The 22,835-nt window shown below is 70.0% G+C and carries 25 protein-coding genes; 9 read left to right on the top strand and 16 right to left on the bottom strand.

All coding sequences use genetic code 11. From position 1 onward, the window contains the following. Window positions 1-64: 64 nt before the first annotated feature. Genes ACWEOE_RS07530 through ACWEOE_RS07540 form a run of 3 tightly spaced genes read left to right on the top strand, consistent with a single transcriptional unit; the run spans window position 65 to window position 3,142 of the window. A complete protein-coding gene (locus ACWEOE_RS07530) occupies window positions 65-685 on the top strand; it encodes a TetR/AcrR family transcriptional regulator (protein ID WP_452005269.1) in 621 nt (206 codons plus the stop codon). A 1-nt stretch (window position 686) separates the two neighbouring features. Then, complete coding sequence (locus tag ACWEOE_RS07535) at window positions 687-2,354, top strand: FAD-binding dehydrogenase (protein ID WP_452005272.1); 1,668 nt, start codon at window positions 687-689, stop codon at window positions 2,352-2,354. Beyond that, window positions 2,351-3,142, top strand: coding sequence for an alpha/beta fold hydrolase (locus ACWEOE_RS07540; RefSeq protein WP_452005275.1), 792 nt, complete (start codon window positions 2,351-2,353; stop codon window positions 3,140-3,142). Before ACWEOE_RS07535 ends, ACWEOE_RS07540 begins: the two co-directional genes overlap by 4 nt. A 269-nt stretch (window positions 3,143-3,411) precedes the next feature. On the opposite strand, the gene hisS is transcribed toward ACWEOE_RS07540, so the two are convergent. The 11 genes from hisS to ACWEOE_RS07595 form a co-directional block, all read right to left on the bottom strand. After that, on the bottom strand, window positions 3,412-4,716 hold the full coding sequence (gene hisS, locus ACWEOE_RS07545) for a histidine--tRNA ligase (RefSeq protein WP_452005277.1): 1,305 nt from the start codon (window positions 4,714-4,716) through the stop codon (window positions 3,412-3,414). A 30-nt stretch (window positions 4,717-4,746) separates the two neighbouring features. Next, the gene (locus tag ACWEOE_RS07550; RefSeq protein ID WP_452005279.1) at window positions 4,747-5,130 is read right to left on the bottom strand and encodes a hypothetical protein; all 384 of its coding nucleotides are present in this window, start codon (window positions 5,128-5,130) and stop codon (window positions 4,747-4,749) included. 296 nt (window positions 5,131-5,426) lie between these two features. Further along, a complete protein-coding gene (locus ACWEOE_RS07555; RefSeq protein WP_452005281.1) occupies window positions 5,427-6,611 on the bottom strand; it encodes a sensor histidine kinase in 1,185 nt (394 codons plus the stop codon). Further along, window positions 6,608-7,255, bottom strand: a complete 648-nt coding sequence (locus ACWEOE_RS07560; RefSeq protein ID WP_452005682.1) for a response regulator transcription factor — start codon at window positions 7,253-7,255, stop codon at window positions 6,608-6,610. The genes ACWEOE_RS07555 and ACWEOE_RS07560 overlap by 4 nt, the downstream gene beginning before the upstream one ends. An 88-nt stretch (window positions 7,256-7,343) precedes the next feature. Continuing rightward, window positions 7,344-8,624 (bottom strand): cation:proton antiporter, encoded by a 1,281-nt coding sequence (locus ACWEOE_RS07565; RefSeq protein ID WP_452005284.1) that lies wholly within the window; start codon window positions 8,622-8,624, stop codon window positions 7,344-7,346. Further along, a complete protein-coding gene (locus ACWEOE_RS07570; RefSeq protein ID WP_452005287.1) occupies window positions 8,624-9,991 on the bottom strand; it encodes a cytochrome P450 in 1,368 nt (455 codons plus the stop codon). The genes ACWEOE_RS07565 and ACWEOE_RS07570 overlap by 1 nt, the downstream gene beginning before the upstream one ends. After that, a complete protein-coding gene (locus ACWEOE_RS07575) occupies window positions 9,988-11,031 on the bottom strand; it encodes an alpha-hydroxy acid oxidase (RefSeq protein ID WP_452005290.1) in 1,044 nt (347 codons plus the stop codon). The genes ACWEOE_RS07570 and ACWEOE_RS07575 overlap by 4 nt, the downstream gene beginning before the upstream one ends. 3 nt (window positions 11,032-11,034) lie before the next feature. Continuing rightward, window positions 11,035-12,588: an NAD(P)-binding domain-containing protein gene (locus tag ACWEOE_RS07580; RefSeq protein ID WP_452005292.1), complete on the bottom strand. Its 1,554-nt coding sequence runs from the start codon at window positions 12,586-12,588 to the stop codon at window positions 11,035-11,037. Window positions 12,589-12,765: 177 nt separating this feature from the next. After that, window positions 12,766-13,767, bottom strand: coding sequence for an aldo/keto reductase (locus tag ACWEOE_RS07585; RefSeq protein ID WP_452005294.1), 1,002 nt, complete (start codon window positions 13,765-13,767; stop codon window positions 12,766-12,768). Window positions 13,768-13,796: 29 nt separating this feature from the next. Then, window positions 13,797-14,777, bottom strand: a complete 981-nt coding sequence (locus tag ACWEOE_RS07590; protein WP_452005297.1) for an aldo/keto reductase — start codon at window positions 14,775-14,777, stop codon at window positions 13,797-13,799. Further along, the gene (locus ACWEOE_RS07595; protein ID WP_452005298.1) at window positions 14,774-15,175 is read right to left on the bottom strand and encodes a MerR family transcriptional regulator; all 402 of its coding nucleotides are present in this window, start codon (window positions 15,173-15,175) and stop codon (window positions 14,774-14,776) included. Before ACWEOE_RS07595 ends, ACWEOE_RS07590 begins: the two co-directional genes overlap by 4 nt. Before the next feature lie 162 nt (window positions 15,176-15,337). Between ACWEOE_RS07595 and ACWEOE_RS07600 the strand changes: the two genes are divergently transcribed. Genes ACWEOE_RS07600 through ACWEOE_RS07610 form a run of 3 tightly spaced genes read left to right on the top strand, consistent with a single transcriptional unit; the run spans window position 15,338 to window position 17,642 of the window. Beyond that, the gene (locus ACWEOE_RS07600; protein WP_452005301.1) at window positions 15,338-15,928 is read left to right on the top strand and encodes a TetR/AcrR family transcriptional regulator; all 591 of its coding nucleotides are present in this window, start codon (window positions 15,338-15,340) and stop codon (window positions 15,926-15,928) included. Further along, the gene (locus tag ACWEOE_RS07605) at window positions 15,925-16,779 is read left to right on the top strand and encodes an SAM-dependent methyltransferase (RefSeq protein WP_452005304.1); all 855 of its coding nucleotides are present in this window, start codon (window positions 15,925-15,927) and stop codon (window positions 16,777-16,779) included. Before ACWEOE_RS07600 ends, ACWEOE_RS07605 begins: the two co-directional genes overlap by 4 nt. Beyond that, window positions 16,776-17,642, top strand: coding sequence for an SAM-dependent methyltransferase (locus tag ACWEOE_RS07610; RefSeq protein ID WP_452005306.1), 867 nt, complete (start codon window positions 16,776-16,778; stop codon window positions 17,640-17,642). The genes ACWEOE_RS07605 and ACWEOE_RS07610 overlap by 4 nt, the downstream gene beginning before the upstream one ends. Here the strand turns inward: ACWEOE_RS07610 and ACWEOE_RS07615 are convergent. The 4 genes from ACWEOE_RS07615 to ACWEOE_RS07630 form a co-directional block, all read right to left on the bottom strand. After that, a complete protein-coding gene (locus ACWEOE_RS07615; protein WP_452005308.1) occupies window positions 17,629-18,882 on the bottom strand; it encodes a hypothetical protein in 1,254 nt (417 codons plus the stop codon). The genes ACWEOE_RS07610 and ACWEOE_RS07615 overlap by 14 nt on opposite strands. Continuing rightward, the gene (locus tag ACWEOE_RS07620) at window positions 18,879-19,439 is read right to left on the bottom strand and encodes an RNA polymerase sigma factor (RefSeq protein ID WP_452005311.1); all 561 of its coding nucleotides are present in this window, start codon (window positions 19,437-19,439) and stop codon (window positions 18,879-18,881) included. The genes ACWEOE_RS07615 and ACWEOE_RS07620 overlap by 4 nt, the downstream gene beginning before the upstream one ends. 109 nt (window positions 19,440-19,548) lie before the next feature. Continuing rightward, window positions 19,549-20,172, bottom strand: coding sequence for a uracil phosphoribosyltransferase (gene upp / locus ACWEOE_RS07625; RefSeq protein WP_220246256.1), 624 nt, complete (start codon window positions 20,170-20,172; stop codon window positions 19,549-19,551). A gap of 5 nt (window positions 20,173-20,177) precedes the next feature. Then, window positions 20,178-20,378: a hypothetical protein gene (locus ACWEOE_RS07630; protein ID WP_452005315.1), complete on the bottom strand. Its 201-nt coding sequence runs from the start codon at window positions 20,376-20,378 to the stop codon at window positions 20,178-20,180. A 112-nt stretch (window positions 20,379-20,490) separates the two neighbouring features. Here ACWEOE_RS07630 and ACWEOE_RS07635 point away from each other — a divergent pair, with 112 nt between their 5' ends. Both ACWEOE_RS07635 and ACWEOE_RS07640 read left to right on the top strand, forming a co-directional pair. Next, window positions 20,491-21,366: a helix-turn-helix domain-containing protein gene (locus ACWEOE_RS07635; RefSeq protein WP_452005317.1), complete on the top strand. Its 876-nt coding sequence runs from the start codon at window positions 20,491-20,493 to the stop codon at window positions 21,364-21,366. Further along, window positions 21,363-21,659: a DUF397 domain-containing protein gene (locus tag ACWEOE_RS07640; RefSeq protein ID WP_452005320.1), complete on the top strand. Its 297-nt coding sequence runs from the start codon at window positions 21,363-21,365 to the stop codon at window positions 21,657-21,659. Before ACWEOE_RS07635 ends, ACWEOE_RS07640 begins: the two co-directional genes overlap by 4 nt. Here the strand turns inward: ACWEOE_RS07640 and ACWEOE_RS07645 are convergent. Beyond that, on the bottom strand, window positions 21,643-22,089 hold the full coding sequence (locus tag ACWEOE_RS07645; protein ID WP_452005323.1) for a protein-tyrosine phosphatase family protein: 447 nt from the start codon (window positions 22,087-22,089) through the stop codon (window positions 21,643-21,645). The two genes, ACWEOE_RS07640 and ACWEOE_RS07645, sit on opposite strands and share 17 nt — an antisense overlap. Window positions 22,090-22,195: 106 nt before the next feature. Between ACWEOE_RS07645 and ACWEOE_RS07650 the strand changes: the two genes are divergently transcribed. Next, window positions 22,196-22,828 carry a DUF1707 SHOCT-like domain-containing protein gene (locus ACWEOE_RS07650; RefSeq protein ID WP_452005685.1) on the top strand — a complete coding sequence of 211 codons (633 nt, stop codon included), beginning with the start codon at window positions 22,196-22,198 and terminating at the stop codon, window positions 22,826-22,828. Window positions 22,829-22,835 lie beyond the last annotated feature (7 nt).

Genomic DNA, 22,835 nt, shown 5'->3' on the forward strand with positions numbered 1-22,835 from the left:
GTCACGCCTGCCTTCGATACACAAGCGTATTGAGTACGCTTGTGTATCGAACGAGGGAGACGTGGTGATCGAACCGACCGCCGAACGGGTGCCCCGGCGGCGCACCGAGACCCGGCGGCGACTGCTCGACGCCGCGCTCCCGGTGTTCGCCGAAGAGGGCTTCGGCCGGTCCACTGTGGAGCAGGTCTGCGAGCGCGCCGGCTACACGCGCGGGGCGTTCTACTCGAACTTCGCCTCACTCGACGAGCTGTTCCTCGCCATGTGGGAACGCCGTTCCGCGGCGATGACCGACGCCGTGCGCACCGCGTTCGACGAGGTCACCGCCACCGACCTGCCCGACGTGCGGGCGATCGTGAAGCACGTGCTGCCCGCCATTCCCGTGGACGACGTGTGGTTTCGCGTGAGTGCCGAGTTCACCGCCCACGCCCTGCGCAACCCGAGCCTGCTGCGCGTGATGACCTCGCGCGAGGACGCGATCGCCGGGGCCCTCATGCCGCTGCTGGTCGAGCTGCTCGCGCGCGTCGGCCGCTCGATCCCGGATCCCGTGGCGCTGGGCCAGGCGCTCGTCGCCCTCCACGACGGCACGAGCGCGCAGTGCCTCATCGACCCCGGCAACCCGCTCGTGCGCCGGCGGCGGGAGGACCTGTTCGTGCAGGTCATCACCGCTTACACCAAGGAGAGTTGACATGACCGACTTCGCGGCAGACGCGATCGTCGTCGGCGCCGGGCTGGCCGGGCTCGTCGCGACGCACGAGCTGGTGAAGGCCGGGCGCCGTGTCCTGGTGCTCGACCAGGAGAACCGCGCGAACCTCGGCGGCCAGGCGTTCTGGTCGCTGGGCGGGCTGCTGTTCGTGGACAGCCCCGAGCAGCGCCGGCTCGGCATCAAGGACTCCTACGAGCTGGCCCTGCGCGACTGGCTCGACTCGGCCGGCTTCGACCGCGAGGACGAGGACCGCTGGGCCCGCAAGTGGGCCGAGGCGTACGTGCGCTTCGCGACGTACGAGAAGCGCAGCTACCTGCACGAGCTGGGCCTGCGCGTGACGCCGCTGGTCGGCTGGGCCGAGCGCGGCGGTGGCACCGCGGGTGGGCACGGCAACTCCGTGCCGCGCTTCCACCTCACGTGGGGCACCGGACCCGAGGTCGTGCGCGTGTTCGCCGAGCCGGTGCTGGCCGCGGAGCAACGTGGCCAGGTGCGGTTCGCGTTCCGCCACCAGGTCGACGAGCTCGTGGAGACCGACGGCGTGGTCACCGGCGTGCGCGGCACCGTGCTCGAACCGAGTGACCTGCCGCGGGGCAAGAAGTCGTCGCGCACCGCCGTGGACCAGTTCGAGCTTTCGGCGCCCGCGGTGCTGGTGAGCTCCGGCGGCATCGGGCACAACCACGAGCTGGTGCGCCAGAACTGGCCCGTCGACCGCCTCGGCCCGGCGCCGAGGACGATGATCCCCGGCGTTCCGGCCCATGTGGACGGTCGGATGATCGGCATCAGCGAGGCGGCGGGCGCGCGGGTGGTCAACCGCGATCGCATGTGGCACTACGTCGAGGGCATCCACAACTGGGACCCGATCTGGCCCGACCACGCGATCCGCATCATCCCGGGCCCGTCGTCGATGTGGTTCGACGCCACCGGGCAGCGGCTGCCCGCGCCGAACTTCCCGGGCTTCGACACGCTGGGCACGCTGAAGTCCATCCTCTCGACCGGCTACGACTACTCGTGGTTCGTGCTCACGCAGTCGATCCTCGAGAAGGAGTTCATGCTGTCGGGTTCCGAGCAGAACCCCGACATCACCGAGAAGGACCTGAAGCAGACGCTGCTCAGCCGCGCCGCGAAGGGCGCGCCCGGACCGGTCGACGCGTTCAAGAAGCACGGCGTGGACTTCGTGGTGGCCGACGACCTGGCGACCCTCGTGGCCGGCATGAACAAGCTCTCGCGCGGGCCGGTCCTGGAGGCCACCACGCTGGAACGCCAGATCGTGGCGCGGGACCTGGAGCTCGGCAACAGGTACTCGAAGGACCTGCAGCTGATGGCGATGGCCAACTCGCGCCGCTACGTCGGCGACCGCGTGGCCCGCGTCGCGAAGCCGCACCGGATCCTCGACCCGGCACACGGTCCGTTGATTGCCGTGCGGCTCAACATCCTCACGCGCAAGACCCTCGGCGGCGTGCAGACCGACCTCGACTCGCGCGTGCTGCGGGCCGACGGTTCGCCGTTGCCCGGCCTGTATGCGGCGGGCGAGGTCGCGGGCTTCGGCGGCGGTGGCGTGCACGGCTACAACGCCCTCGAAGGCACCTTCCTCGGCGGCTGCATCTTCTCCGGCCGCGCCGCCGGCCGCGCCATGGCCCGGGCGGCCGCGTGACGCGCCGCGCCACCGGCACGGTGTTCGACGTCGACGGGGTCGCCCTCCACCTGCGTGAAGACGGCCCCGCCGACGCCCCGGCGCTGCTGCTCGTGCACGGCTTCATCGGCTCGCTGCACTCCTGGGACCGGCTCGTGCCGCTGCTGGCCGACAGGTTTCGCGTGCTGCGCCCGGACCTGCGCGGCCACGGCTGCACGGGCGGTCACACCGGCCTCGACGCCCTAGCGCAGGCCGCAACCTTGGCCGGCGCCCTCTCGCTCGCCGGCGTGACCCACCTGACGGCCGTCGGCCACTCCTTCGGCGCCGACGTGGTGCTGGCGCTGGCAGCGCGGTACGACGTGACCCGGACCGTCCTCATCGGACAGGCCCCGGACTACACGCACGCCACTTTCCCACCGGGCAACGCTTTGCTCGCGCGACCTGCCGTCAGCCGGCTGCTGCACCGCGCGGCCGGCTTCCCGCCCCTCGGTTCGGCGCTGCGCCGCACCCCCTTGCGCCAGGCCCACGCCGACTTCGCCGCCACCAGCCCGGCCGTGTCCCACGCCGTCCTCACCGAACGGCGCCTGCTCCTGGCCACCACCCCGCTCGACACGCAGGTCGCCGCCCTCGGCCGGCCCACCCTCGCACTCCTCGGCCGCCGCGACCGCCTCTACAACCACACTGGCAGCGCCACCCGCTACCGCGCTGCGGGTGCCGAGGTCCGCTTCCTCGACGCGGGGCACACGCCGTTCGTCGAACGGCCGGCGGAGGTGGCCGCGGTCATCGCCGCGTTTGCCGCGGGAAGCTGAAGCGCCGCAACGAAAAGCCGCCCCGCCGGAACTCCGGCAGAGCGGTTCTATCGGTGAACTTCAAGCCGGGGTTGACGGTTGTCGCCGAAACGCCCATTGCCGACACCACCCCGCGAGCAAAACCCGCCGCCGCTCCACCATCACAACGCGGGGCACAACCCGATCGCCGAACGGCCCGCCAAAATCTGCACACTCACGTCCAAACCTGAATCACCGCAACGAAAAACCGCCCCGCCGGAACTCCGGCAGGGCGGTTCTTCACCGCGAACTCAAGCCGGATTGGCCGGCGTCACCAAAGCACTCACCACGGCAGGCACCTCGGCCAGCGGAACATGCTGCTGCTCCCGCGTCGCCAGGCTCCGCACGGTCACGCGAGCGGCGTCCCAGTCCTCCTGGCCCACGATCACCACGGCGGCGGCGCCGGCCTTGTCGGCGCGGGTGAGTTCCTTGCCGAGCTTGCGGTGCTCGATCGGGGTGGACGTGCGCAGACCCGCGCGGCGCAGGGAGGTCGCGACCTGGCGAGCGGCGTCGGCGAGGTCCTCGGTGACCGGGATGACCATCACGTCCACCTCGGTGCGCGGGGTGGGCGTGAGGCCGTGGGTGTCGAGGAAGTCGATGAGCGTGACGTCGCCCATGCCGAAGCCGATGCCGGGGATCTGCTCCTTGGTGAACAGCGACGCGAGGTCCGCGTAGCGGCCACCGCCGAACAGGGCGCGGCGGTTCTTCGGCGAGGTGTCGAAGACCTCGAACACCGTGGACGTGTAGTAGGCCAGCCCCCGCACGATCACCGGCTCGAACCTCACCAGGCTCGCGGCCGAGCTGGACAGCACGCGCACCAGGTTCGACTGCTCCTTGACCTCCGTGGGCAGCTCGTCGAGCACCGCGGCGCCGGAGCCGAGAACTTCGGTGAGCTTCGAGAACTGCTTGTCCGTGAGCCCGATCTCCTCGGCCGAGGACGCGTGCTCCTCTGCCGTCGTCTTCTCCCAGCGGTCCACCAGACCGAACACGGCCGGCAGGTGCTCCGCCGAAACGCCCACGACGTCGGTGAGCGCCGAGGTGAGCAGGTTCCGGTCGTTCACGCGCACGGCGAACATGTCCGACGACGCGCCCACCGACTCCATGAGGTCGTGGATGAGCTCGAACATCTCGATCTCGCAGTTCGCGCTCTCGGAACCGAAGATGTCCGCGTTGATCTGCCAGTGCTCACGCACGCGGCCGCGCTGCGGGCGCTCGTAGCGGAAGCAGTTCGGGTGGCTGTACCAGCGCACGGGGAACGACAGCGACTTCGCGTTGCCCGCGATCATCCGCGCCACCGAAGGCGTCATCTCCGGCCGCAGCGCGAGCCGCTCGCCACCCTTCGTGGTGAGCGTGTACAGCTGCTGGTCGGCGATCTCCTGGCCGGACTTGCGCTCGTAGATCTCGGCGGGTTCGAGCACCGGCGCGTCGTAGCGGAGGAAGCCGTAGCGCTCGAGCACGTCGTAGAGATGGCCGAACACCTGCGTGCGGACGGACATTTCGGCGGGGACGAAGTCGCGGGTCCCCTTGACAGGCGCGGTCGACAGGTATTCAGGCACGGTCACCAGCTTAACGACCGCGCCGAGCCGTTAAAGGAAGGCCACCCCGTACGCGGTGATCAACATGGCCGCGCCCAGCAGCACCGCGCCGGCCGTGGTGATCGACATGCCGACCCGCGTGCGCAGCATCGCCACGAAGAACCCGCCCGACTGCGCGAGCACGCCGAACAGCAGCAGGAAACACACCACCCACCGCAGCGGATCCGGCAGCCCGCTGCGGTCCAGCACCTGCAACGCCACCAGCGCGAGCACCAGCAGCACCCCGGCGTGGGCGTGGCCCGCGCGGAAGAACCCCTTCTGCTGGTCGTTGAGCACCTCGCGCTTGAGCAGCCCCATCAGCGCGTACCCGCCGTACATCACGGTGGGCAGCGAGACGAGAGCGATGACCGTGAACAGCTGCGTCGGTCCGTGCATGGCTTTCTCCTCCCAGAGTGTTCCCCGAGAGCAACCATAACATCGTTTTAAAACGCTGTCACGAAACGTTGTCACGGACGATGAGGCCGCGCCGGTGAGCGCCGGGCACACGACCAGGTCGTAGCCGGTCATGAAGGCGGCGAAGGTGTCCCCCGGCCGCCGGGATCCAGCACAACCTCGTCGGACACCGTCATGGCAGCGGCGGTCTGCTCGGGCTGGGCGACGTTCCGGGTGCGTTCACCCCGGTCCTGGACCACTCGCGACACGGCGCGGTCTCATGCTGAGGGGTGCGGCCGCTACGCCCGCGTGAACCTCAGCGTGAACGTCGCCCCGGCGCCCGGGACCCCCGCCGCCGTGATCGTTCCGCCGTGTCCCGTCACGACCTCGTGCACCAGCGCCAGCCCGAGCCCGAACCGCCGGCCGTCACCCTGGTCGCCGTGGGCGAACCGCTCGAACAGCCGCCCGGTGTCCCGCTGCGCGAAGCCCACGCCGGTGTCGGCCACGCGGAGCTCGACGTGGCGGTCGTCCGGGTTCTCCAGCGACACCTCGATCGACCCGCCGGGCGGGGTGTGGCCGATCGCGTTGTCCAGCAACGCCGACAGCACCCGCCGCAGCGCCGCCGGCACACCCGGCACCACGTCGAGCAACCCCGGCGGACGGCGCACCTCGATCCGCACCCGCCGGTCCTGGGCGCGCACGGCCTCCGCCGCCACGGCCTGTTCGGCCAGCAGCCCGAGCTCCACCGGCTCCAGCAGCGGCCGCTCGTTGCACGCCTGCGTCGAGAGCAGCAGGTCCTCCACGACCTCACCCAGCTCGCGCGTGCCGGACACGAGCAGATCCAGGTCACCCGAGGGCACCGGCGCCTGCCGTGCCCGGCGCGCGAGCAGCTGCGCACGGGTGTGCAAGCGGGTCAACGGCGCCCGCAGCTCGTGCGACGCGTCGGCGACGAAGGTGCGCTGGCGCCGCAAGGCCTCCCCCAGCGGCCGGATCGCGCGTGCGGCGAGGACAAAACCGCTGAACACCGACACGAGCAGCACCACGAGCTCCGCGATCACCAGGCCCATCAGCAACTGCTGCCGGTCGGCGGTCTGGTACCGCAGGTCGACGAAGACCTGCCACACCTGACCGTCGTGGTCCACCGCGCGGACCGTGTAGTGCGCACCGGCCAGCTCCTGGTCCGCGGTCACGGAACCACCGGCCGGCAAGGCGGGTGGGGGCGGCGGCGTGAACGGCAGTGCGGCGGGCACGTGCCCCACCGGCGTCACCAGGAACACGCAGCCGGGCGGGGTCGCCGACAGACCCCGCGCCAGCGTGTAGTCGATCTGCCGGTCGACTTCCGCGTGCTGGCCGTGCACCAGCACGCCGTACGCGATGGCGCCGGCGGCGAGCACGACCAGCGTGATCACCACGGCGATCTGGCTCGCGATCGTCCGCCGCGCGCGCCGCAGCGCCCGCGCGTCGGGATCGGCGACCGCCGTCACATGACCCCGATCTGGTACCCCAGGCCGTGGACGGTCTTCACCACGTCGCGGCCCAGCTTGCGCCGGAGGTAGTACACATAGGTGTCCACAATGGACTCACCGGTCGAGTCGGCGAACACGTGGGTGCGCAGCGACTCGCGCGGGTGGATGGCCTTCGGCCGCTGTGCGAGCGTGCGCAGCAGCTCGAACTCGCGCCTCGACAGCGTCACGCGCTCACCGCGCGACAGCACCACCTCGTGGCGCTGCAGGTCGAGGGCCGCGGTGCCGAGCGGCAGGCATTCGGCGCCGTCGAGATCACGCCGGCACAACGCCCGCATGCGGGCCAGCAGCTCGTCGGTCTCGAACGGTTTCACCAGGTAGTCGTCAGCTCCCGCGTCGAGACCCTGCACGCGGTCGGCCAGCTCGCCGAGCGCCGAGAGCACCAGCACGCGGGCCGTGACGGCCCGGCGCCGCAGCCCGGCGAGCACCTCGAGCCCGTCCATCACCGGCAGCCGCCGGTCGAGGACGATCACGTCGTGGTGCCCCGTGAGCCCGCGGTGCAAGCCCCGCTGGCCGTCGTGGGCCAGCTCCACCTCGTAACCGGAATCGGTGAGCAGCTCGGCGAGCATCCCGGCCAGCTCGCGGTCGTCCTCCACGAGGAGCACCCGCGCTGCGGTTCCTGCCTCATCGTGCACGTGTCCATACTCGCAGTCAGATCGCCGATTGAACCCTCAACTTTCGTAGGGAAATCGATCACTTTCCCGCCGGCTGAGCCGAAAGGAGGAACTCCGGCAGCTGATCGGCGGAGTACTTCCTCCGGTCGCGCCGGTCGAGCCAGCTCAGCACCGGCGCGGTCATGATCGTGGTCACCAGCGCCACCAGCACCAGCACCGTGAACAAGGCCGGCGACACGATCCCCGCCTGCAGCCCCACGTTCAGCGCGATGAGCTGCATCAACCCGCGCGCGTTCACGAGCACGCCGATGCGCACCGCGATCGGCTGCGGCTCCCCGGCCAGCCGCGCGGCGCCCCACGAAGCGCCGAGCTTCCCGACGATCGCCACCACCACGCACAGCAACGCGAACAGCAGCAGGTTCGGGTCGGCCAGCAGCGCGAACCGCGTGTTCAGCCCGGAGTAGGTGAAAAACAGCGGCAGGAACACGATGTTGCCCACCGGCAGCAGCTTCGACACCACGGCGTCGGCCGCCTCGCCGCGGGGGAACGCGATACCGGTGATGAAGGCGCCGAACACCGCGTAGAGCCCGATGGTGTCGGTGAACCACGCGGCGGCGAAGAGGATCATCGCCGTGACGAGCAGCCGCTGGTCCACCGACATCCGCGGGCCGGCGAACATCTTCGCGAACACGCGGCGCGCCACGATCCACACGAACAGCGCGAACACCACACCGCCGCCCAGCGCCAGCGCGATCGGCCCGACCGAGCCGGCGTGCATGCCGACGACCACGGCCAGCAGGATCCACGCGAGCACGTCGTCGACCGCGCCGCACGCCAGCGCGAGTGAGCCGAAGCGCGTTTTCGTCAAGCCGCGTTCGGTGATGATCCGCGCCAGCATCGGGAACGCCGTGATCGCGATCGCGACCCCCACGAACGCCGCCGACACCACCGGCGAGACGCCGGGCTTGAGGATGCCGACCCACTCCGCGCCGAGCACGGCGACGCCGATCCCCAGCACGAGCGGGATCCCGGTGCCGGCGCTCGACACGGCGGCCACCAGCTTCGACGACTCCCGCACCGTTTTGGTCCGGAACTCGTAACCGGCACCGAACATGTACAGCACGAGCCCGATCTGCCCACCCAGGTACACGAGCGTGCGCACGTCGTCGGGGAACAGGTAGGACTGGACGCCGGGCAGCAGCAGCCCGAGCAGCGACGGGCCCAGCAGCACACCCGACACCATCTCGCCGACCACGGGCGGCTGCCCGAGCTTCACCGCGAGCATGGTCACGAGCCGCACCACCACCAGGATCACCACTGCCGCGAGGAAAAACGCCGGGGCCGCTTCCGCTGCGGACATCATTCGCCTCCGTGGTTCGCGAAGTAGTTCACGCACAGGCGTTTCCGCCGGGCGTCGAGGACCATGTAGGTGCCGAACACGAGCTGGGCGAGGCTGCGCCACACGTCTTCCCAGCGGTCGCGCACGGCGAGGAACGCCAGCGGGCCGCGGGTCGAGCGCGCCGAGCCGCGCGCAGTGAGGAAAACCGGGCCGCGGTTGGGAATCGAGCGGGTGTGGGCCGCGGACGACGCGAGCGCGTAGCGGCGCAGGAACTCCCGCGTGACCACTCGCATGGTAACGGGCGCGAGGCCACGGGCCGGGCACGCGCGGTTCTGGGCGACGCCGAAGGGCAGGAAGTTCGCGTCCTTCTTCGCGGGCGCGGCGTGCGCCGGGCAGCCCGCGGGTGCTTCCCAGCGCGACGGGTCGAACTCGTCCGGCCGCTCGAACCCCGCGTGGTGGAAGTCGAGGTAACTGAAGAGCAGCACGGTGCCGGCGTCGATCGTGGTGTCGGCCAGCTCGATGTCGCCGGTGGTGATGCGGTGCGCGATGCCGAAGAGCGGGTACGTGCGCAGGCCCTCGTCGATCACACGGTCGAGGTACTCGTCGTCGTCGGGGTTCGCCACCAGCCGCCGCTGCACGTCCGCGTGCTGTGCGATGATCATCAGCAGGTGAGCCATCGCCTCCGACATCTGCACCACGGCGGTGTTGAAGAACGTGCCCTGCAGGTAGAACACCTGCTCGTCACGCGTGAGCCGGGTCGGCAGCGCGTGCGGCACGTCGGCCAGCCGCTTCTTCAGGTACTTCGTGAGCTTCGCGCGTCGGCGCATGTTCCGGGGGCGCACGCACTTGAGCGCCGAGACGACGTCGTCGGCGTGGCCCACGATGAGGTCGCGCGCCTCGGGTGGGCACGGTTCACCGAACACCAGCTCGTAGTACAGCTCGGCCCAGATCGGCATCATCTCGTCGCGCAGCCGGATCAGGCGCCCGTCGCCGATTTCCAGCCCGTCGAGCACGTGCCGGGTCACGCGCCGCGTCAGCTCTTCGGACTCCGCGCGGGTCTTCACGAGGATGTGGCGCGTGGTCTTGGCGACCTCGTCGTAGCGCGGCCCCGCCTCGAGGTGCTCCTGGTGCACCTCCGGGCCGGGCGCGAGCCAGTACCAGAACAGGTCCGACAGCGCCGCGCCCTTGCTGCGCCCGTTGGCCGCCGGGTCGGCGTACACCCGCCGGAAGTCCTCGACACCCACGCGGTCGCCGGGGATCGGCAGGCCTTCGTCGCCGTTGACCAGCGCGAAGATCTTCACCCGCGCCGCGACCACGCGCCCGGGCAGCCACTTCGGCAGTGATCCCACGAGCCCCGCGGCCAACGCGGCCGTGACCAGCCGCCTCATCGGACGAGGTCCGCGGTCAGCTCACCCGGCACGGCGGCCCCGCACAAGGCGAGCGCGTGGTCGGTCTCTTCCCGCAGCCGTTCCAGCACTTCGGTCACCCCTTCCTCACCCGCCGCGGCGAGGCCCCACAGCACGGGCCGCCCGACGCCGACGGCCGTGGCGCCCAGCGCGAGCGCCTTCACCACGTCGGTGCCCCGCCGCACGCCGCCGTCGAGCACGAGCGGGATCGCCCCCGCCACGGCCTCGGCCAGCACCGGCAGAGCGTCCACAGTAGACACGGCGGTGTCGAGCTGACGGCCGCCGTGGTTCGACACCACGAGCCCGTCGACGCCCGCCTCGACCGCGAGCCGCGCGTCTTCGGGATGCAGCACTCCCTTGAGCAGCACGGGAAGCGCGGTCGTGCGCTTGAGCCAGGCCACGTGCTCCCACGTCAGCTCCGCGCCCATCTCGATGTCGCGCACGCGCCCGGTGCCGTCGCGCAGGTTCTCCACGACCAGCCCGGGCGGCAGGTCGTGGAAGCCGTTGCGGTGGTCGCGTTCGCGCCGGCCGAACACCGGCGAGTCGACCGTGACCACGAACGCCCGTACACCCGCGCGCTCGGCCCGGCGCACCACGGACTCCGTGAAGTCCAGGTCCGGCTGCGGGTAGAGCTGGAACCACAACGCCGGATCGGCCGCGACCTGGCGGGCCGCGTCGGCGATGTCCTCCACGGCCGTGGTCGCGGCCATGCTCACCACCAGCACCGTGCCGGCTTTCGCGGCCGCCTTCGCCGTGGCCAGCTCGCCGTCGGGGTGCGCGAGCCGGTGGAACGCCGTCGGCGACACCAGCACCGGCATCGACAACGGCGAGCCCACCACCTCCGCGGCCAGGTCACGCTTGGCCACCCCCCGCAGCACGCGGGGCACGAGCACTCGGTTCGAGAATGCTTCTTCGTTGGCGCGCACCGTCAGCTCGTCGCCGGCGCCACCCGCGTAGAAGTCGTAGTGCGCCGGGTCGAGCCGGTCGCGCGCCGCGGCTTCGAGCTCCGCGATCGTGCGCACGGCTCAGGCCAGCTGGTCGGTGAAGAACTTCGTGAGTGCCTCCACGTGCACCGGACGGTCCCACTCGTTCTCGAGGTTCTCCGTCACGTGGTGGGTGGCCACCAGCTCGCCCCGCCGGTAGTGCCGGACGATCGGGTGCAGGTAGTGGCCCTCGCCGTTGTCGTTGGCGACGTCCTGGCTCGCGCGCTTCACGGTGAAGTCGAACGGGTCGACCTTGTCGTGGTCGGGCCCGTAGTCGAGGGTGATCAGGAAGGTGTTTTCGGCCTCGCCCAGCGGGGTGTCGGCGACGCGGGCCACCGGCATCTCTTCGAGGTAACGCGCCTGGCCGCCCTCGACCACGAGCACGTCGGCGAGGAACCCGAACTGCTGGAACAGCCCTGAGGTGCGGTTGATGCGCTTGAGCACGGCGTCGACCAGCTCGCCGGTCTCGGCCTTGAGCACGGTCTGCGGCCACTCGTTTTCGTGGTAGCGCTCTTCGAGCACCTTCGACAGCGCGCGCACGCCGTAGCGGAAGCCGTGGATGAAGCCGCTGGTGGCCTTCTTGAAGTCGCGGGCCTGCGTGATCGTGCCGGCGAAGTACAGATCGGGCACGTTCACCGACTCCCACGACGAGGTCTGCGCCGGGAAGCGGTTGTTGATGGTGAGCTCGGGGCGGCAGTCCTCGTCGAACATCGAGTTGTCGAAGCGGAAGCCGGTGGCGGCGATCACGCGGTCGTAGCGGATCTCCTTCACCACCTCGTCGGCGCGGGCGAAGGCGAACTTCACGTGGTAGCCGTCTTCGTCCTTGCGGATCTCGCGCACGTCGCCGTCGAGGATCGCGTGCTGCAGCTTGAGCTGGTACATGTCGAGCACGCCGGCGTTGTACGCGCGCAGGTGCCCGACGAAGTGCGTGCGCCAGGCCAGCTTCACCGGCCGCGGGCCGGCGACGTGCAGCACGGCCGCGTACGCGTTGATGCTGTCGGCGGTCTCGAAAGCCGAGTTGGCCTTGCCGAGGATGAGCACCCGCTTGTTGGTGAACTGCGCGGGATCGGTGTCGAAGTCGGCGTACTGGTCCACGAGCTCCATGCCCGGAACGTCGGGGATGTACGGCTTGCTGACCCCGGTCGCCATGATCAGGCGCTGGGTGGTGTAGCTGTTGCCGTCGCCGTCGGTGATCGTGAAGAGAGCGCTTTCCTGATCACGACTGATCCGCGTCACCCGGGTGTCGTAGCGGATGGCGACTTTGTGCTTCGCCGCGTAATCGGCGGTGTATTGCACGAACGTCTCGGCCGGCGGGAACAGCTCGGCGCTGTAGTCGGTGAACAGCAGGGGGTCCGGGCCGTCGTCGAGGAGTGAATTCCAGTCGACGCGCAGGTTGAGCTCCGGGTCGGTCCAGCCGGTGTGCTTCTTGTTGATCGAGATCAGCGTGCGGTGGCGCGGGAACCTCGTGAAGAACGTCGCCGGCGTGGCACCGGCTTCGAGCACGAGGTAGCGGTGACCCGCCTGTTCGAGCTGCCGGCCGAGCTGCAGACCCGCGGGCCCCGCGCCGACCACCAGATAGTCCAGAACGTCGTCCACCACACCGGCCTCCAGCCTCGATCTTCGCCTGACGGCCGACAGCCTGATCCGGAGATCTCAGAAAAGGCTCAGAGGTCCCGATCAGTGGGCGGTGGACACCAGGGAAGAGGCCTCTTGGGGAAACTCGCGTACCCCAAGAGGCCCTTCACACCACGAGGCGCTTCACAAACCGATGGCTCAGCGTGACAGGAGCTTCATCGCCGCCTGCGCGTACCGCGTGCCCGCGACCTCGTCGACCGGCACCGCGGTCTCGATCGCGCGGATGTCCTCTTCGGACAGTTCGAGCGCGACCGCGCCGACGTTCTCTTCGAGGTACTTGCGCCGCTTCGTCCCGGGGATCGGCACCACGTCTTCACCCTGCGCCTGCACCCAGGCCAGCGCGAGCTGCCCAGCGGTCACACCCTTGCTCGCGGCGAGCGCGCGCAGCGCCTCGACCATCGCGAGGTTCTTCTCCAGGTTCCCGTCGGCGAAGCGCGGCTGGGTGTTGCGGCGGAAGTCGTCGGCGCCGAAGTCGTCGGCCGAGGTGAACTTGCCGGTGAGGAACCCGCGGCCCAGCGGCGAGTACGGCACCAGCCCGACACCGAGCTCACGGCACGCGGGCACCACGGCGTCCTCGATGTCACGCGACCACAGCGACCACTCCGTCTGCACGGCCGAGATCGGGTGCACGGCGTGGGCGCGGCGGATCGTCTCGGCGCCCGCCTCGGAAAGCCCGAGGTGGCGCACCTTGCCCTGCTGCACCAGCTCGGCCATGGCGCCGACCGTTTCCTCGATGGGCACGTCCGGATCCACGCGGTGCTGGTAGTACAGGTCGATGTAGTCGGTTCCGAGGCGCCGCAACGAGTTCTCCACGGATTCGCGCACATACGCCGCGTCGCCACGCACGCCGCGCTTCGCCGGGTCCTCGGGGTCGCGGACGAAGCCGAACTTCGTGGCCAGCACAACCTGGTCGCGCCGGTCGGCGATCGCGCGGCCGACCAGCTCTTCGTTGGCGCCCAGGCCGTACATGTCGGCGGTGTCGAGCAGGGTCACGCCCAGTTCGATCGCGCGGTGGATGGTGGCAACCGACTCGGTGTCGTCACCCTCGCCGTAGAACTCGCTCATCCCCATGCAGCCGAGGCCCTGCGCGCTCACCTCGAGCGTGCCGAGGCGGCGGTTGGGCAGCGTTGATCCAGCCATGTTTCTCCCCGTTCGGTGCAAGCTTCCGATTATTTGCCGGCCGCACGCGCGAGCTGCTCGGGATACCGAGCCCCGGCCACGGCGTCGGCCGGCGCCGCCTGCTCGATCGCCGCAAGGTCCTCTTCGGACAGTTGCAGCGAGGCCGCGGCGACGTTCTCTTCGAGGTACTTGCGCCGCTTCGTGCCCGGAATCGGCACCACGTCTTCACCCTGCGCCTGCACCCACGCGAGCGCGAGCTGCCCGGCGGTCACGCCCTTCTGTTCGGCCAGCGCGCGCAGAGCGTTCACAATGGCCATGTTCCGCTCGAAGTTCCCCTCGGCGAAGCGCGGTAGCCCGCGGCGCATGTCGTCCTCGGGCAGGTCCTTCAGCGACGTCACGGCGCCGGTCAGGAAACCCCGGCCCAGCGGCGAGAACGGCACCACACCGATACCCAGCTCACGGCAGGTCGCGAGGATCTCGTCCTCGATCCCGCGCGTCCACAGCGACCACTCGCTCTGCAGCGCCGTGACCGGGTGCACCGCGTGCGCGCGCCGGATCGTGGCGGCGTTCGCCTCGGAAATCCCGGCGTACCGGATCTTTCCGGCCTGCGCCAGCTCTGCCAGCGCGCCCCACGTCTCCTCGACGGGCACGTTCGGATCCACGCGGTGCTGGTAGTAGAGGTCGATGTGGTCGACGCCGAGGCGCTGCAGCGACTCGTCGCAGCACTGCTTCACGTACGCGGCGTCACCACGCGCGGTCATGCCGCCCTCGGTCCACACGATGCCGAACTTGGTGGCCAGCACCACCTGGTCGCGGCGGTCGGCGATCGCGCGGCCGACCAGCTTCTCGTTCTCCCCCGCCCCGTACACGTTGGCCGTGTCCAGCAACGTCACCCCCTGATCGAGGGCGTGGTGCACGGTGGCGATCGACTCGTTGTCGTCGTCGCGCACGCCGTACGCCTGGCTCATCCCCATGCAGCCCAGGCCCTGGGCGCTGACTTCCAGTTCACCGAGTTTCCTCGTCGCGATCACGCGGAGATCTCCTCCATGGCGGACACGTGGCCGAACACCTTGCGTTCCACCTGGTCGTAGTTGCTGATCTTGTAGTCCAGGATGTCCAGGCACCCTTGCAGCTCGGCGATCCGGTCCGCCACCGACTGGCGCTGCTCCACGAGGATCGCCTTGCGCCGGCCGGCGCTCGCCACGCCGACGCGCCGCAGCGACGCGTACTCGCGCATGCTCTTGATGGGCATGCCGGTGAGCCGCAGTTTGGTGAGGAACCCGAGCCAGCTCAGATCGTCGTCCGAATACGCGCGCCGCCCCGCCGCGTCGCGGGCCGGCGGGTCCAGCAGCTTGATCCGCTCGTAGTACCGAAGGGTGTCGATCGACAGGCCGCTACGTCGTGCGGCTTCCGCTATCGAGTAGCTCATGCACTCGACAGTACGACCTGGAGCGCACTCCAGGTCAAATCCCGACCGGGTGGGACGACTTCCGAACAACGCAGGTCAGCCGGTGAGTACTGCAGAGCGGCAGTCAGGGAAGTCCGCTGTTGAGGGTCGCGTACGGTAACACCGTTGCGTTACGCTGAGCGCATGCCCCGTCCCCGTACGCACGACGAGGCCCTCCGGCTGAAGCTGCTGGACCGGGCCGGCGAGCTCATCTCCGCCGACGGCCCCAAGGCCCTGTCCCTGCGCAAGCTCGCCGCCGACGCCGGCACCTCGACCACGGCCGTGTACTCGCTCTTCGGCGGCAAGCCGGAGCTGGTCAACGCGCTCTACGTCGAGGGGTTCCGCCGCTTCGGCGAGCGACTCGACGCCGTGACGCGCACCGGCGACGCCGTGGCCGACCTCGTCCGCCTCGGCGTCGCCTACCGCGCCAGCGCGCAGGCCGACCCGCACCTGTACACGATCATGTTCACCCGGTCCGTGCCCGGTTTCGAGCCCAACGCCGACGCCGACCGCGTGGCCCGCGCGACGCTGAAGCCCCTCGAAGACACCGTGCGGCACGGGATCGCGTCGGGGCAGTTCGCCGACGTCGCGCCCGAGGTGATCGTCGTCAGCTCGTGGGGCCTGGTCCACGGGCTGGTGTCGCTGGAGCTGTCGGGGAACCTGCCGCCGGAGTTCACCGTGCGCGGTGCGTACGAGAAAGCCTTGCACGCCAACGCTTCCGGCTGGCTCGCGTGATCGAACCCGGAGTGAGCGCCACGGCGTTGCTGATCGCCGCGGCGCGGGCCGTCGAGACCCACCGCCCCGACGGCCTGGTGCACGACGAGTGGGCCGAGCGCTTCGTGCACGCCGCCGCCTCGGACCTGCCCACCCACATCGAAGACGTCGAACTCGGTGACGCCGACCCCTTCTGGGACCGCGGCGGCGGCTACTTCGCCCTGCGCACCCGGGTGTTCGACGATTTCGTGCTCTCCGCGTCCCGCACGGCCCGGCAGGTGGTGCTGCTGGGCTCCGGCCTGGACACCCGCGCGTGGCGGCTGGACCTGCCCGCCCGCACCCGGTTCTTCGAGGTGGACCGCGCAGAGGTGTTCGACTTCAAGCGCCGCGTGCTCGACCACAAGAGCCCGGTGGAGCACCACTTCCTCGCGGTCGACCTGGCCGACGACTGGGGCCGGGCGCTGCTGGGCGCCGGTTTCTCCCCGGACCTGCCGACGGCCTGGGTGATCGAAGGCGTTCTGTACTACCTGCCCGGCACCGTGGAGACGCTGCTGATGACGACGATCGACGAACTGTCCGCGCCGGGCAGCGAGATCGCCTACGAGACCTTCCCCCGGCCGGACGCCGAAGCGCGCTCGCACGAGATGTACGCGGCCACCGCGAACACCGCGGGCTACGACGTGGGCGGCTTGCTCGACACCGGCGTCCGCCCCGATTCCGCGGCCGCGCTCCGCACCGCCGGCTGGCAGGTCACGAGCGACCGCGGCGTCGACTTCACCCCGCGCTACGGCCGCGGTCCCGACCCCGCGGTCGACGACCCGATCGCGGGCTTCCGATGGTTCTTCGGCCGCAAGTCGGGAGGGCCGTCGTGATCGACTCCGGCGTGAGCGCCACGGCCCTGATGATCGCCGCGGCCCGCGCGATCGAAACCCACCGCCCCGACGGCCTCATCCGCGACGAGTGGGCCGAGCGGTTCGTCCGCGCCGCCGAGCCGGACCTGCGGCTGCCCACCCGCATCGAGGACGTCGACCTCGGCGACGCCGACCCGGTGTGGGGCCGCGGCGGCAGCTACTCCGGCCTGCGCACCCGCACGTTCGACGACTTCCTGCTGGCTGCGGGTTCGACCGTCAGCCAGATCGTGCTGCTCGGCTCCGGCCTCGACACCCGCGCGTGGCGCCTCGACCTGCCCGCCGACCTGCGGTTCTTCGAGCTCGACCGCGCCGACGTGCTCGGTTTCAAGCGCCGCGTGCTCGCCGACGCGGTGCCCAGGACCCGTCACGAGTTCCTCGTCGCCGACCTCGCCGAAGACTGGGCCGCGGTGCTCACCGACGCCGGCTTCGACCCGGCCCGGCCCACCGCCTGGCTCGTCGAGGGTGTCCTGCCGTACCTCTCCGGCGCCGCCGAGGCCCGGCTGATGGCTTCGCTCGACCGCCTGTCGGCGCCCGGCAGCGAACTGGGCTACGAGATCGTGCTCGACCAGGAAGACGAAAACCTGCGCACGCACGACCTCTACGCGGCCACCGGCACGAGCACCGGCACCGACATCGGCCGCCTCTTCGACGACGGCACCCGCCCCGACTCGGCGGCCGCCCTGCGTGCCGCCGGCTGGACGCTGACCAGCGCCCCCGTCGCCGACTTCACCGCCCGCTACGGCCGCGGCCCCGACCCGACCGTCGACGACCCGATCACCCACATCCGCTGGGTGATCGGCTCGAAGCCGGTCAGATCAGCTTGAGTGAAGCCTCGATCACCACCTTGCCCGTGGCGTCGTAGGCCTTCGCGGTCGTCCTTCCGTCCACAACGGATGATTCGTCGGCGTCGGTGTGCCAGATCGCGAACGTTCCGTGCCCCACCACCGCGTCCTGCTGCCGGCCACCGGGGAAGGTGACCGAAACCCTCGTCACGTTCTCCGGCACGCCGGCCACGAGCGCCAACCGTTCCGGCTCACCGGTTTCCTTCCCCGGGCCCAGCACCGGCGTGAGCGGCCAGGTCGCCTCGCCCGGCGTCAGCTCCTGCTGGTTGGGGTTGACGGCGTAGTAGACCAACCCGGCCTTCCCCGGATACGGCCGCGCCGAGCAGGTGATCACCTGCCTGCCCAGCCTCGCGACCACCAGCTCGCGCTGGTTCCAGCTGAGGTGGGCGCCGGCGACCCAGGCGTCGAGGTCGGGCACCGGCTGCCGTGACCCGGTGAGGCACTCGCCGAGGAACTTCCCGGCGTCGGACGTCCGCTGAGCCGGAGCCGGCCGGTCGACCGCCGTGATCAGCGTGGGCAGCACCGTCACGAGGGACGCGTTGTTCACCAAGCCGGGCCCCGGGCCGAGCGCGATCGGCACGTCCGCGCCCGCGTTGGTGAACACCACGAACTGGTGCGAGGTTTCCGAAACCTCCGCGGCCTGCACCGGTCCGTCCGGCAAGATCGTCGCGTCGGGCGTGCTCGCCGCCACCTGCCGCCACGCCGGGTCCGCCATCCCCGCGACCACGCCATCCACCGTGCGCAGCAGCACCGTGCTCTGGGTTCGGGGAACAGGCACCGGCTTCGCCGCAGGATCCGAGACGGTGACCGAGGTCAGCGTGGTCTCGCAGAACAGCGGCTTGTCGCCGATCATCGCCGCGAGGAACAGTGTGTCCTTGTGCTTGAAGATGATCTTCAGCTGCCAGTCGCGCGGCAGGGCGAGGCGGTAACCACGGGTTTTCGCCGCGTTCCAGCACCGGTCGACGGCGTCTTGCAGTTCACCGGGTGACGCCGTGGTGGGCGCGGCGGGCGCGAGTGGCGCGTGGTTCCGGTCGCCGTCACCGTCGCGCAGGACGCCGGTCGCGAACACCGCACCGGCGGCGAGCACGACGACCGCCGCCGCGGCGAGCCACATCGGTCGCCGGCTCTTCTTCTCGGCCACGAGCCCGACGTTCACGCGGTACCGGATGCGGTCACGCACCTCGGGCGGGAGTTCACGGCGTGGGGGGAGGTTGTCGATCATTGTTCCTCCGGTGTTTTCTCGTCGAGGAGCGCACGCAGGTGGGCTCGCGCCCGCGACAGGTGCGAGCGGACGGTGACCTCCGCGACTTCGAGCAGCGCCGCCGCGTCTGCGGCCGGCAAGTCGCCCAGCAGGCACAGCTCAACGACCAGGCGCTGCGCCTTCGGCAGCTTTCGCACGGCAACGAGCACGGCTTTGAGCCGGGCCTCGCCGTCGAGCCGGGCGGCCACGGCGTCGGCGTGATCGGAGACTTTCGGTGGTTCCGGGAGCCGGCTGAGCAGCCGCAACCGCCGCTGGGCGCCGCGGTGTTCGGTGCGCGCGAGGTTGCCCGCGACGGTGTAGAGCCACGGCAGCGCGCTGTTCCTGATCAGCTTCAGCTCGGCGCGCTTGCGCCAGGCGATCAGGAAGGTGTTGGCCGTCAGGTCCTCGGCCACCGCCCACGACCCGGTCAGCCGGTAGGCGTGGTTCCACACCGCCTGCGCGTGGCGTTCGAACAGCTCGCCGAACGCCCTCTCGTCCCCGCCTGCCGCGCGCCCGAAGAGCTCGGCGTCCACGGTCACCCCTTGGATGGTCACACCGGGAAGTGGCCGGGTGGGGAGGGTTTGTTGTGGGTTTCCTGGTCTTGGTTCGGTGCGGGTGGTTCAGACGGCTTGGTTCAGACGGCTTGGTTCAGACCGCGCCGTACTGCCGGTCTCCCGCGTCGCCGAGCCCGGGGACGATGAAGCCGGAGTCGTTGAGCCGCTCGTCGATGCTGGCCGTGACCACGCGGACGGGCAGGCCCGTCTTCTCCAGGTGCGCCAGCCCTTCGGGCGCGGCGAGCGCGCAGATGGCGGTGACGTCAGTGGCGCCGCGGTCGGTGAGCAGGCGGATGGTGTACTCCATCGAGCCGCCGGTGGCGAGCATCGGGTCGAGCACCATCACGGGCCGGTCGGCCAGCGACTCGGGCAGCGATTCCAGGTAGGGAGTCGGCTTGAGCGTCTCCTCGTCGCGCGCGAGGCCGACGAAGCCCATCTGCGCGTCGGGGATCATCTTGTGCGCCTCGTCGGCCATGCCCAGCCCGGCGCGCAGCACGGGGACCAGCAGCGGCGGGCTGGCCAGCCGGTAGGCCTCCGTGCGCGCGACGGGCGTGTGGATCCGCTCGGTGCGCACCGGCACGTCACGCGTGGCTTCGTACACGAGCATCACGGTCAGCTCGTGCAGCGCGGCCCGGAACGCCGCGCTGTCCGTGCGGGCGTCACGCATCGTGGACAGGCGGGCCTTGGCCAACGGGTGATCGACGACGTGCACATCCATGCCGCCTAACTTAGCTGCTTGGTGTCATCCGCGTCGCGGCTCATCTCGTAGTAGTTCACCGCCTCGAAGAAATGCCCCACGACGGGCGCCAGCTTGTCGATCGGCCAACTCGGCACGTCGGCACTGTTCGCATCATCCGGCGGCTCGATGCAGACAATCATCCTCCAGTTGGCGTAAGCTCCACTGATCTTCCAGGACTGGCGCATGGGTTTCCTCCTCCGCGAGAACACGAGCCAAACGTTCTCCCGATGCCAGAACCGCACGCAACCTTCCTTCAGGTGAGCGATCTTTCGTGCCACCGTGGCAAGAGGACAAAGTGTGCCCATCACGAAGAACAAAGGGGTCTCCGTTCGCCAGCGGAGAGTTTCCGGAGAACTGCGCCGGCTGCGGTTACTGCGGAAGATGACCTGCAAACAGGTGGCCGAAGGCGTGGACTTCTCGGAGAGCAAGATCTCCCGCATGGAGACCGGCGACCGCGGGTTGTACCCCGATGATGTCGCGGCGATCCTCGGATTTCTCCAGGCGCCGGCGGATCTGCGGCAAGAGCTCATGGCGCTCGTGAGGGGTGGCGAGGAGCGCAACTGGCATGAAGTGACGGGGAAACTACCCTCCTCATGGAAGGACCTCATCCGCTTCGAAGAGCACGCTACCTCAATCAAGAACTACGAGAGCCTTGTCATGCCCGGGATCGCTCAGGTCCCCGAGTACGCACGCGCGATGATCCAGGGCAGCAACCCCCTGCTTACCGAGCGCGAAGTCGAAGGATTGGTCTCCGCGCGAATGACTCGCCAGCTCATCCTGACCCGACCGAATGCTCCGGCAGTCCACCTGATGCTAGATGAAATGATCCTTCATCGCCGGATCGGTGATGCCGAGACCATGCATTCCCAACTCCGCCGCCTGCTCCAAATGAGCCGCCGGTCGAACGTCACCATCGAGATCGTGCCCTTCGAAGCCGGCGCCCACCCCGGATTGCGCGGGCCCTTCGTTCTCCTCGAATTCGACAACGAGCCGACCCTCGCGCACGTCGAGAGTCGCGGCACCAGCAGCTTCCTCGAAGAGGATGACTACATCGACAGCGTCAAGACCGCGTGGCGCAGGCTCCGCTCTGTCGCCCTGTCATCAGACGCCTCGGCCCGGATGATTGCCGATATGCTTGGCGAGACGACTCAAGCCGAGGAGTACGAACCATGATCGCCCCCGACTTCGCCCAGGCCACGTGGCGGAAGAGCTCCTACACGACGGCCCAGTCCAACTGCGTCGAGTTCGCGGCTTGGCGAAAGAGCTCATACAGCACCAGTGACTCAAACTGTGTGGAGGTCGGAGCCTGGCGCAACAGCTCCTACACCACCAACGACTCCAACTGTGTCGAGGTAACCGCAACGTCACCGGTCGAAATCGGCATCCGCGACACGAAGGACCGCGCAGGCGGCCACCTCACCGTGTCGCCGACCGCCTGGACCGCGTTCCTCAGCTCCGCGCGCTAGCGAACCAGCGAACCCACCGCCGCTGCCAGGCCGTCTCGACGGCCCGGCGGTGGTGGTTCTCGCGTACCCACGTCACAGCTTCGTCAGGCCCGAGTCCGGAGAGGGTGGCAAGGCAGGAGAGGACCGTCCCGGTCCGGCCGACCCCTCCGTAACAAGCCACCTCCACCGACTCCCCCGCCAGCGCCCGGGCATGCAGCGCGAGGATCTTGCGCCGCGCGTCACCCCAGTTCAGCGGCAGGAAGAAATCCGGCCACCGGATCCACTCGTGCTCCCAGGTCAGCCCGGCGTCGTACTTGCGGCGCAACCGCCCCGACCCCAGGTACAGCCCATAACCGGGCGCCGGGCCTTCGGGCGTCGGCCGGCCGAGGCCGCGGCCGCGCACCACGGCGCCGTCGGGCAGTGCGAGGGTCCCCACCAGTGTTGATGCCATCACCCCATCTTGGCCCTATCCATCGTTCGATGGACCCCGCGCCACCCCCGATCGGGCTAGGCTGCCCCGGGTGAGTGACGACGCAGCCCTGCCCAGCCCCGACCAGATGCGGGCCTCCGACGCCGACCGCGAGCAGGTCGCGCAGGTTCTGCACCAGGCCCTGTCCGAGGGCCGCATCACGATCACCGAGCTGGAGGAACGCCTCTCCATCGTCTACGCCGCGAAAACCCTCGGCGAGCTGAAGCCCGTGACCCGCGACCTGCCCATCGGCGCGACCGGCCCCACCCCGGGTCCGTCCACGGCACTGCAACCCGCGACCACCCGCGCGCTCGGCCTCCCCGACAACCGCATCGGCGGCCACCCGGGCTCGAACCTCTCGATCGGCGTGCTCTCCGGCGCCGTCCGCAAGGGCAGCTGGGTCCTCCCGCCGCAGCACACCAGCATCGCCTTCTGGGGCGGCACCGAGATCGACCTGCGCAGCGCCCGCTTCGCCGACAAGCAGTCCACCATCACCGCCGTCGCCATCATGGGCGGCATCGAAATCACGGTCCCCGACGACATCAATGTCGACGTCACCGGCCTCGGCCTCATGGGCGGCTTCGTCCTCGAAGACAAGTCCGGTGCCCCACCCGCACCCCCCACGGCCCCCACCCTGACCATCAACGGCCTCGCCTTCTGGGGCGGTGTGGTCGTGTACCGCAAGAAGGCGAAGAAGGACAACCGGCAGATCGAGTCCTGAAACGGGG

It is taken from the genome of Amycolatopsis sp. NPDC004368, from assembly GCF_053602515.1.

Coding starts and splice junctions, on each gene's coding strand:
- upp (WP_220246256.1), bottom strand. CDS start 20,172: ATGGATGTGCACGTCGTCGATCACCCGTTGGCCAAGGCCCGCCTGTCC.
- ACWEOE_RS07630 (WP_452005315.1), bottom strand. CDS start 20,378: ATGCGCCAGTCCTGGAAGATCAGTGGAGCTTACGCCAACTGGAGGATG.
- ACWEOE_RS07585 (WP_452005294.1), bottom strand. CDS start 13,767: ATGGCTGGATCAACGCTGCCCAACCGCCGCCTCGGCACGCTCGAGGTG.
- ACWEOE_RS07645 (WP_452005323.1), bottom strand. CDS start 22,089: ATGGCATCAACACTGGTGGGGACCCTCGCACTGCCCGACGGCGCCGTG.
- ACWEOE_RS07650 (WP_452005685.1), top strand. CDS start 22,196: ATGCGGGCCTCCGACGCCGACCGCGAGCAGGTCGCGCAGGTTCTGCAC.
- ACWEOE_RS07600 (WP_452005301.1), top strand. CDS start 15,338: ATGCCCCGTCCCCGTACGCACGACGAGGCCCTCCGGCTGAAGCTGCTG.
- ACWEOE_RS07550 (WP_452005279.1), bottom strand. CDS start 5,130: ATGCACGGACCGACGCAGCTGTTCACGGTCATCGCTCTCGTCTCGCTG.
- ACWEOE_RS07640 (WP_452005320.1), top strand. CDS start 21,363: ATGATCGCCCCCGACTTCGCCCAGGCCACGTGGCGGAAGAGCTCCTAC.
- ACWEOE_RS07615 (WP_452005308.1), bottom strand. CDS start 18,882: ATGATCGACAACCTCCCCCCACGCCGTGAACTCCCGCCCGAGGTGCGT.
- ACWEOE_RS07570 (WP_452005287.1), bottom strand. CDS start 9,991: ATGAGGCGGCTGGTCACGGCCGCGTTGGCCGCGGGGCTCGTGGGATCA.
- ACWEOE_RS07565 (WP_452005284.1), bottom strand. CDS start 8,624: ATGTCCGCAGCGGAAGCGGCCCCGGCGTTTTTCCTCGCGGCAGTGGTG.
- ACWEOE_RS07595 (WP_452005298.1), bottom strand. CDS start 15,175: ATGAGCTACTCGATAGCGGAAGCCGCACGACGTAGCGGCCTGTCGATC.
- ACWEOE_RS07535 (WP_452005272.1), top strand. CDS start 687: ATGACCGACTTCGCGGCAGACGCGATCGTCGTCGGCGCCGGGCTGGCC.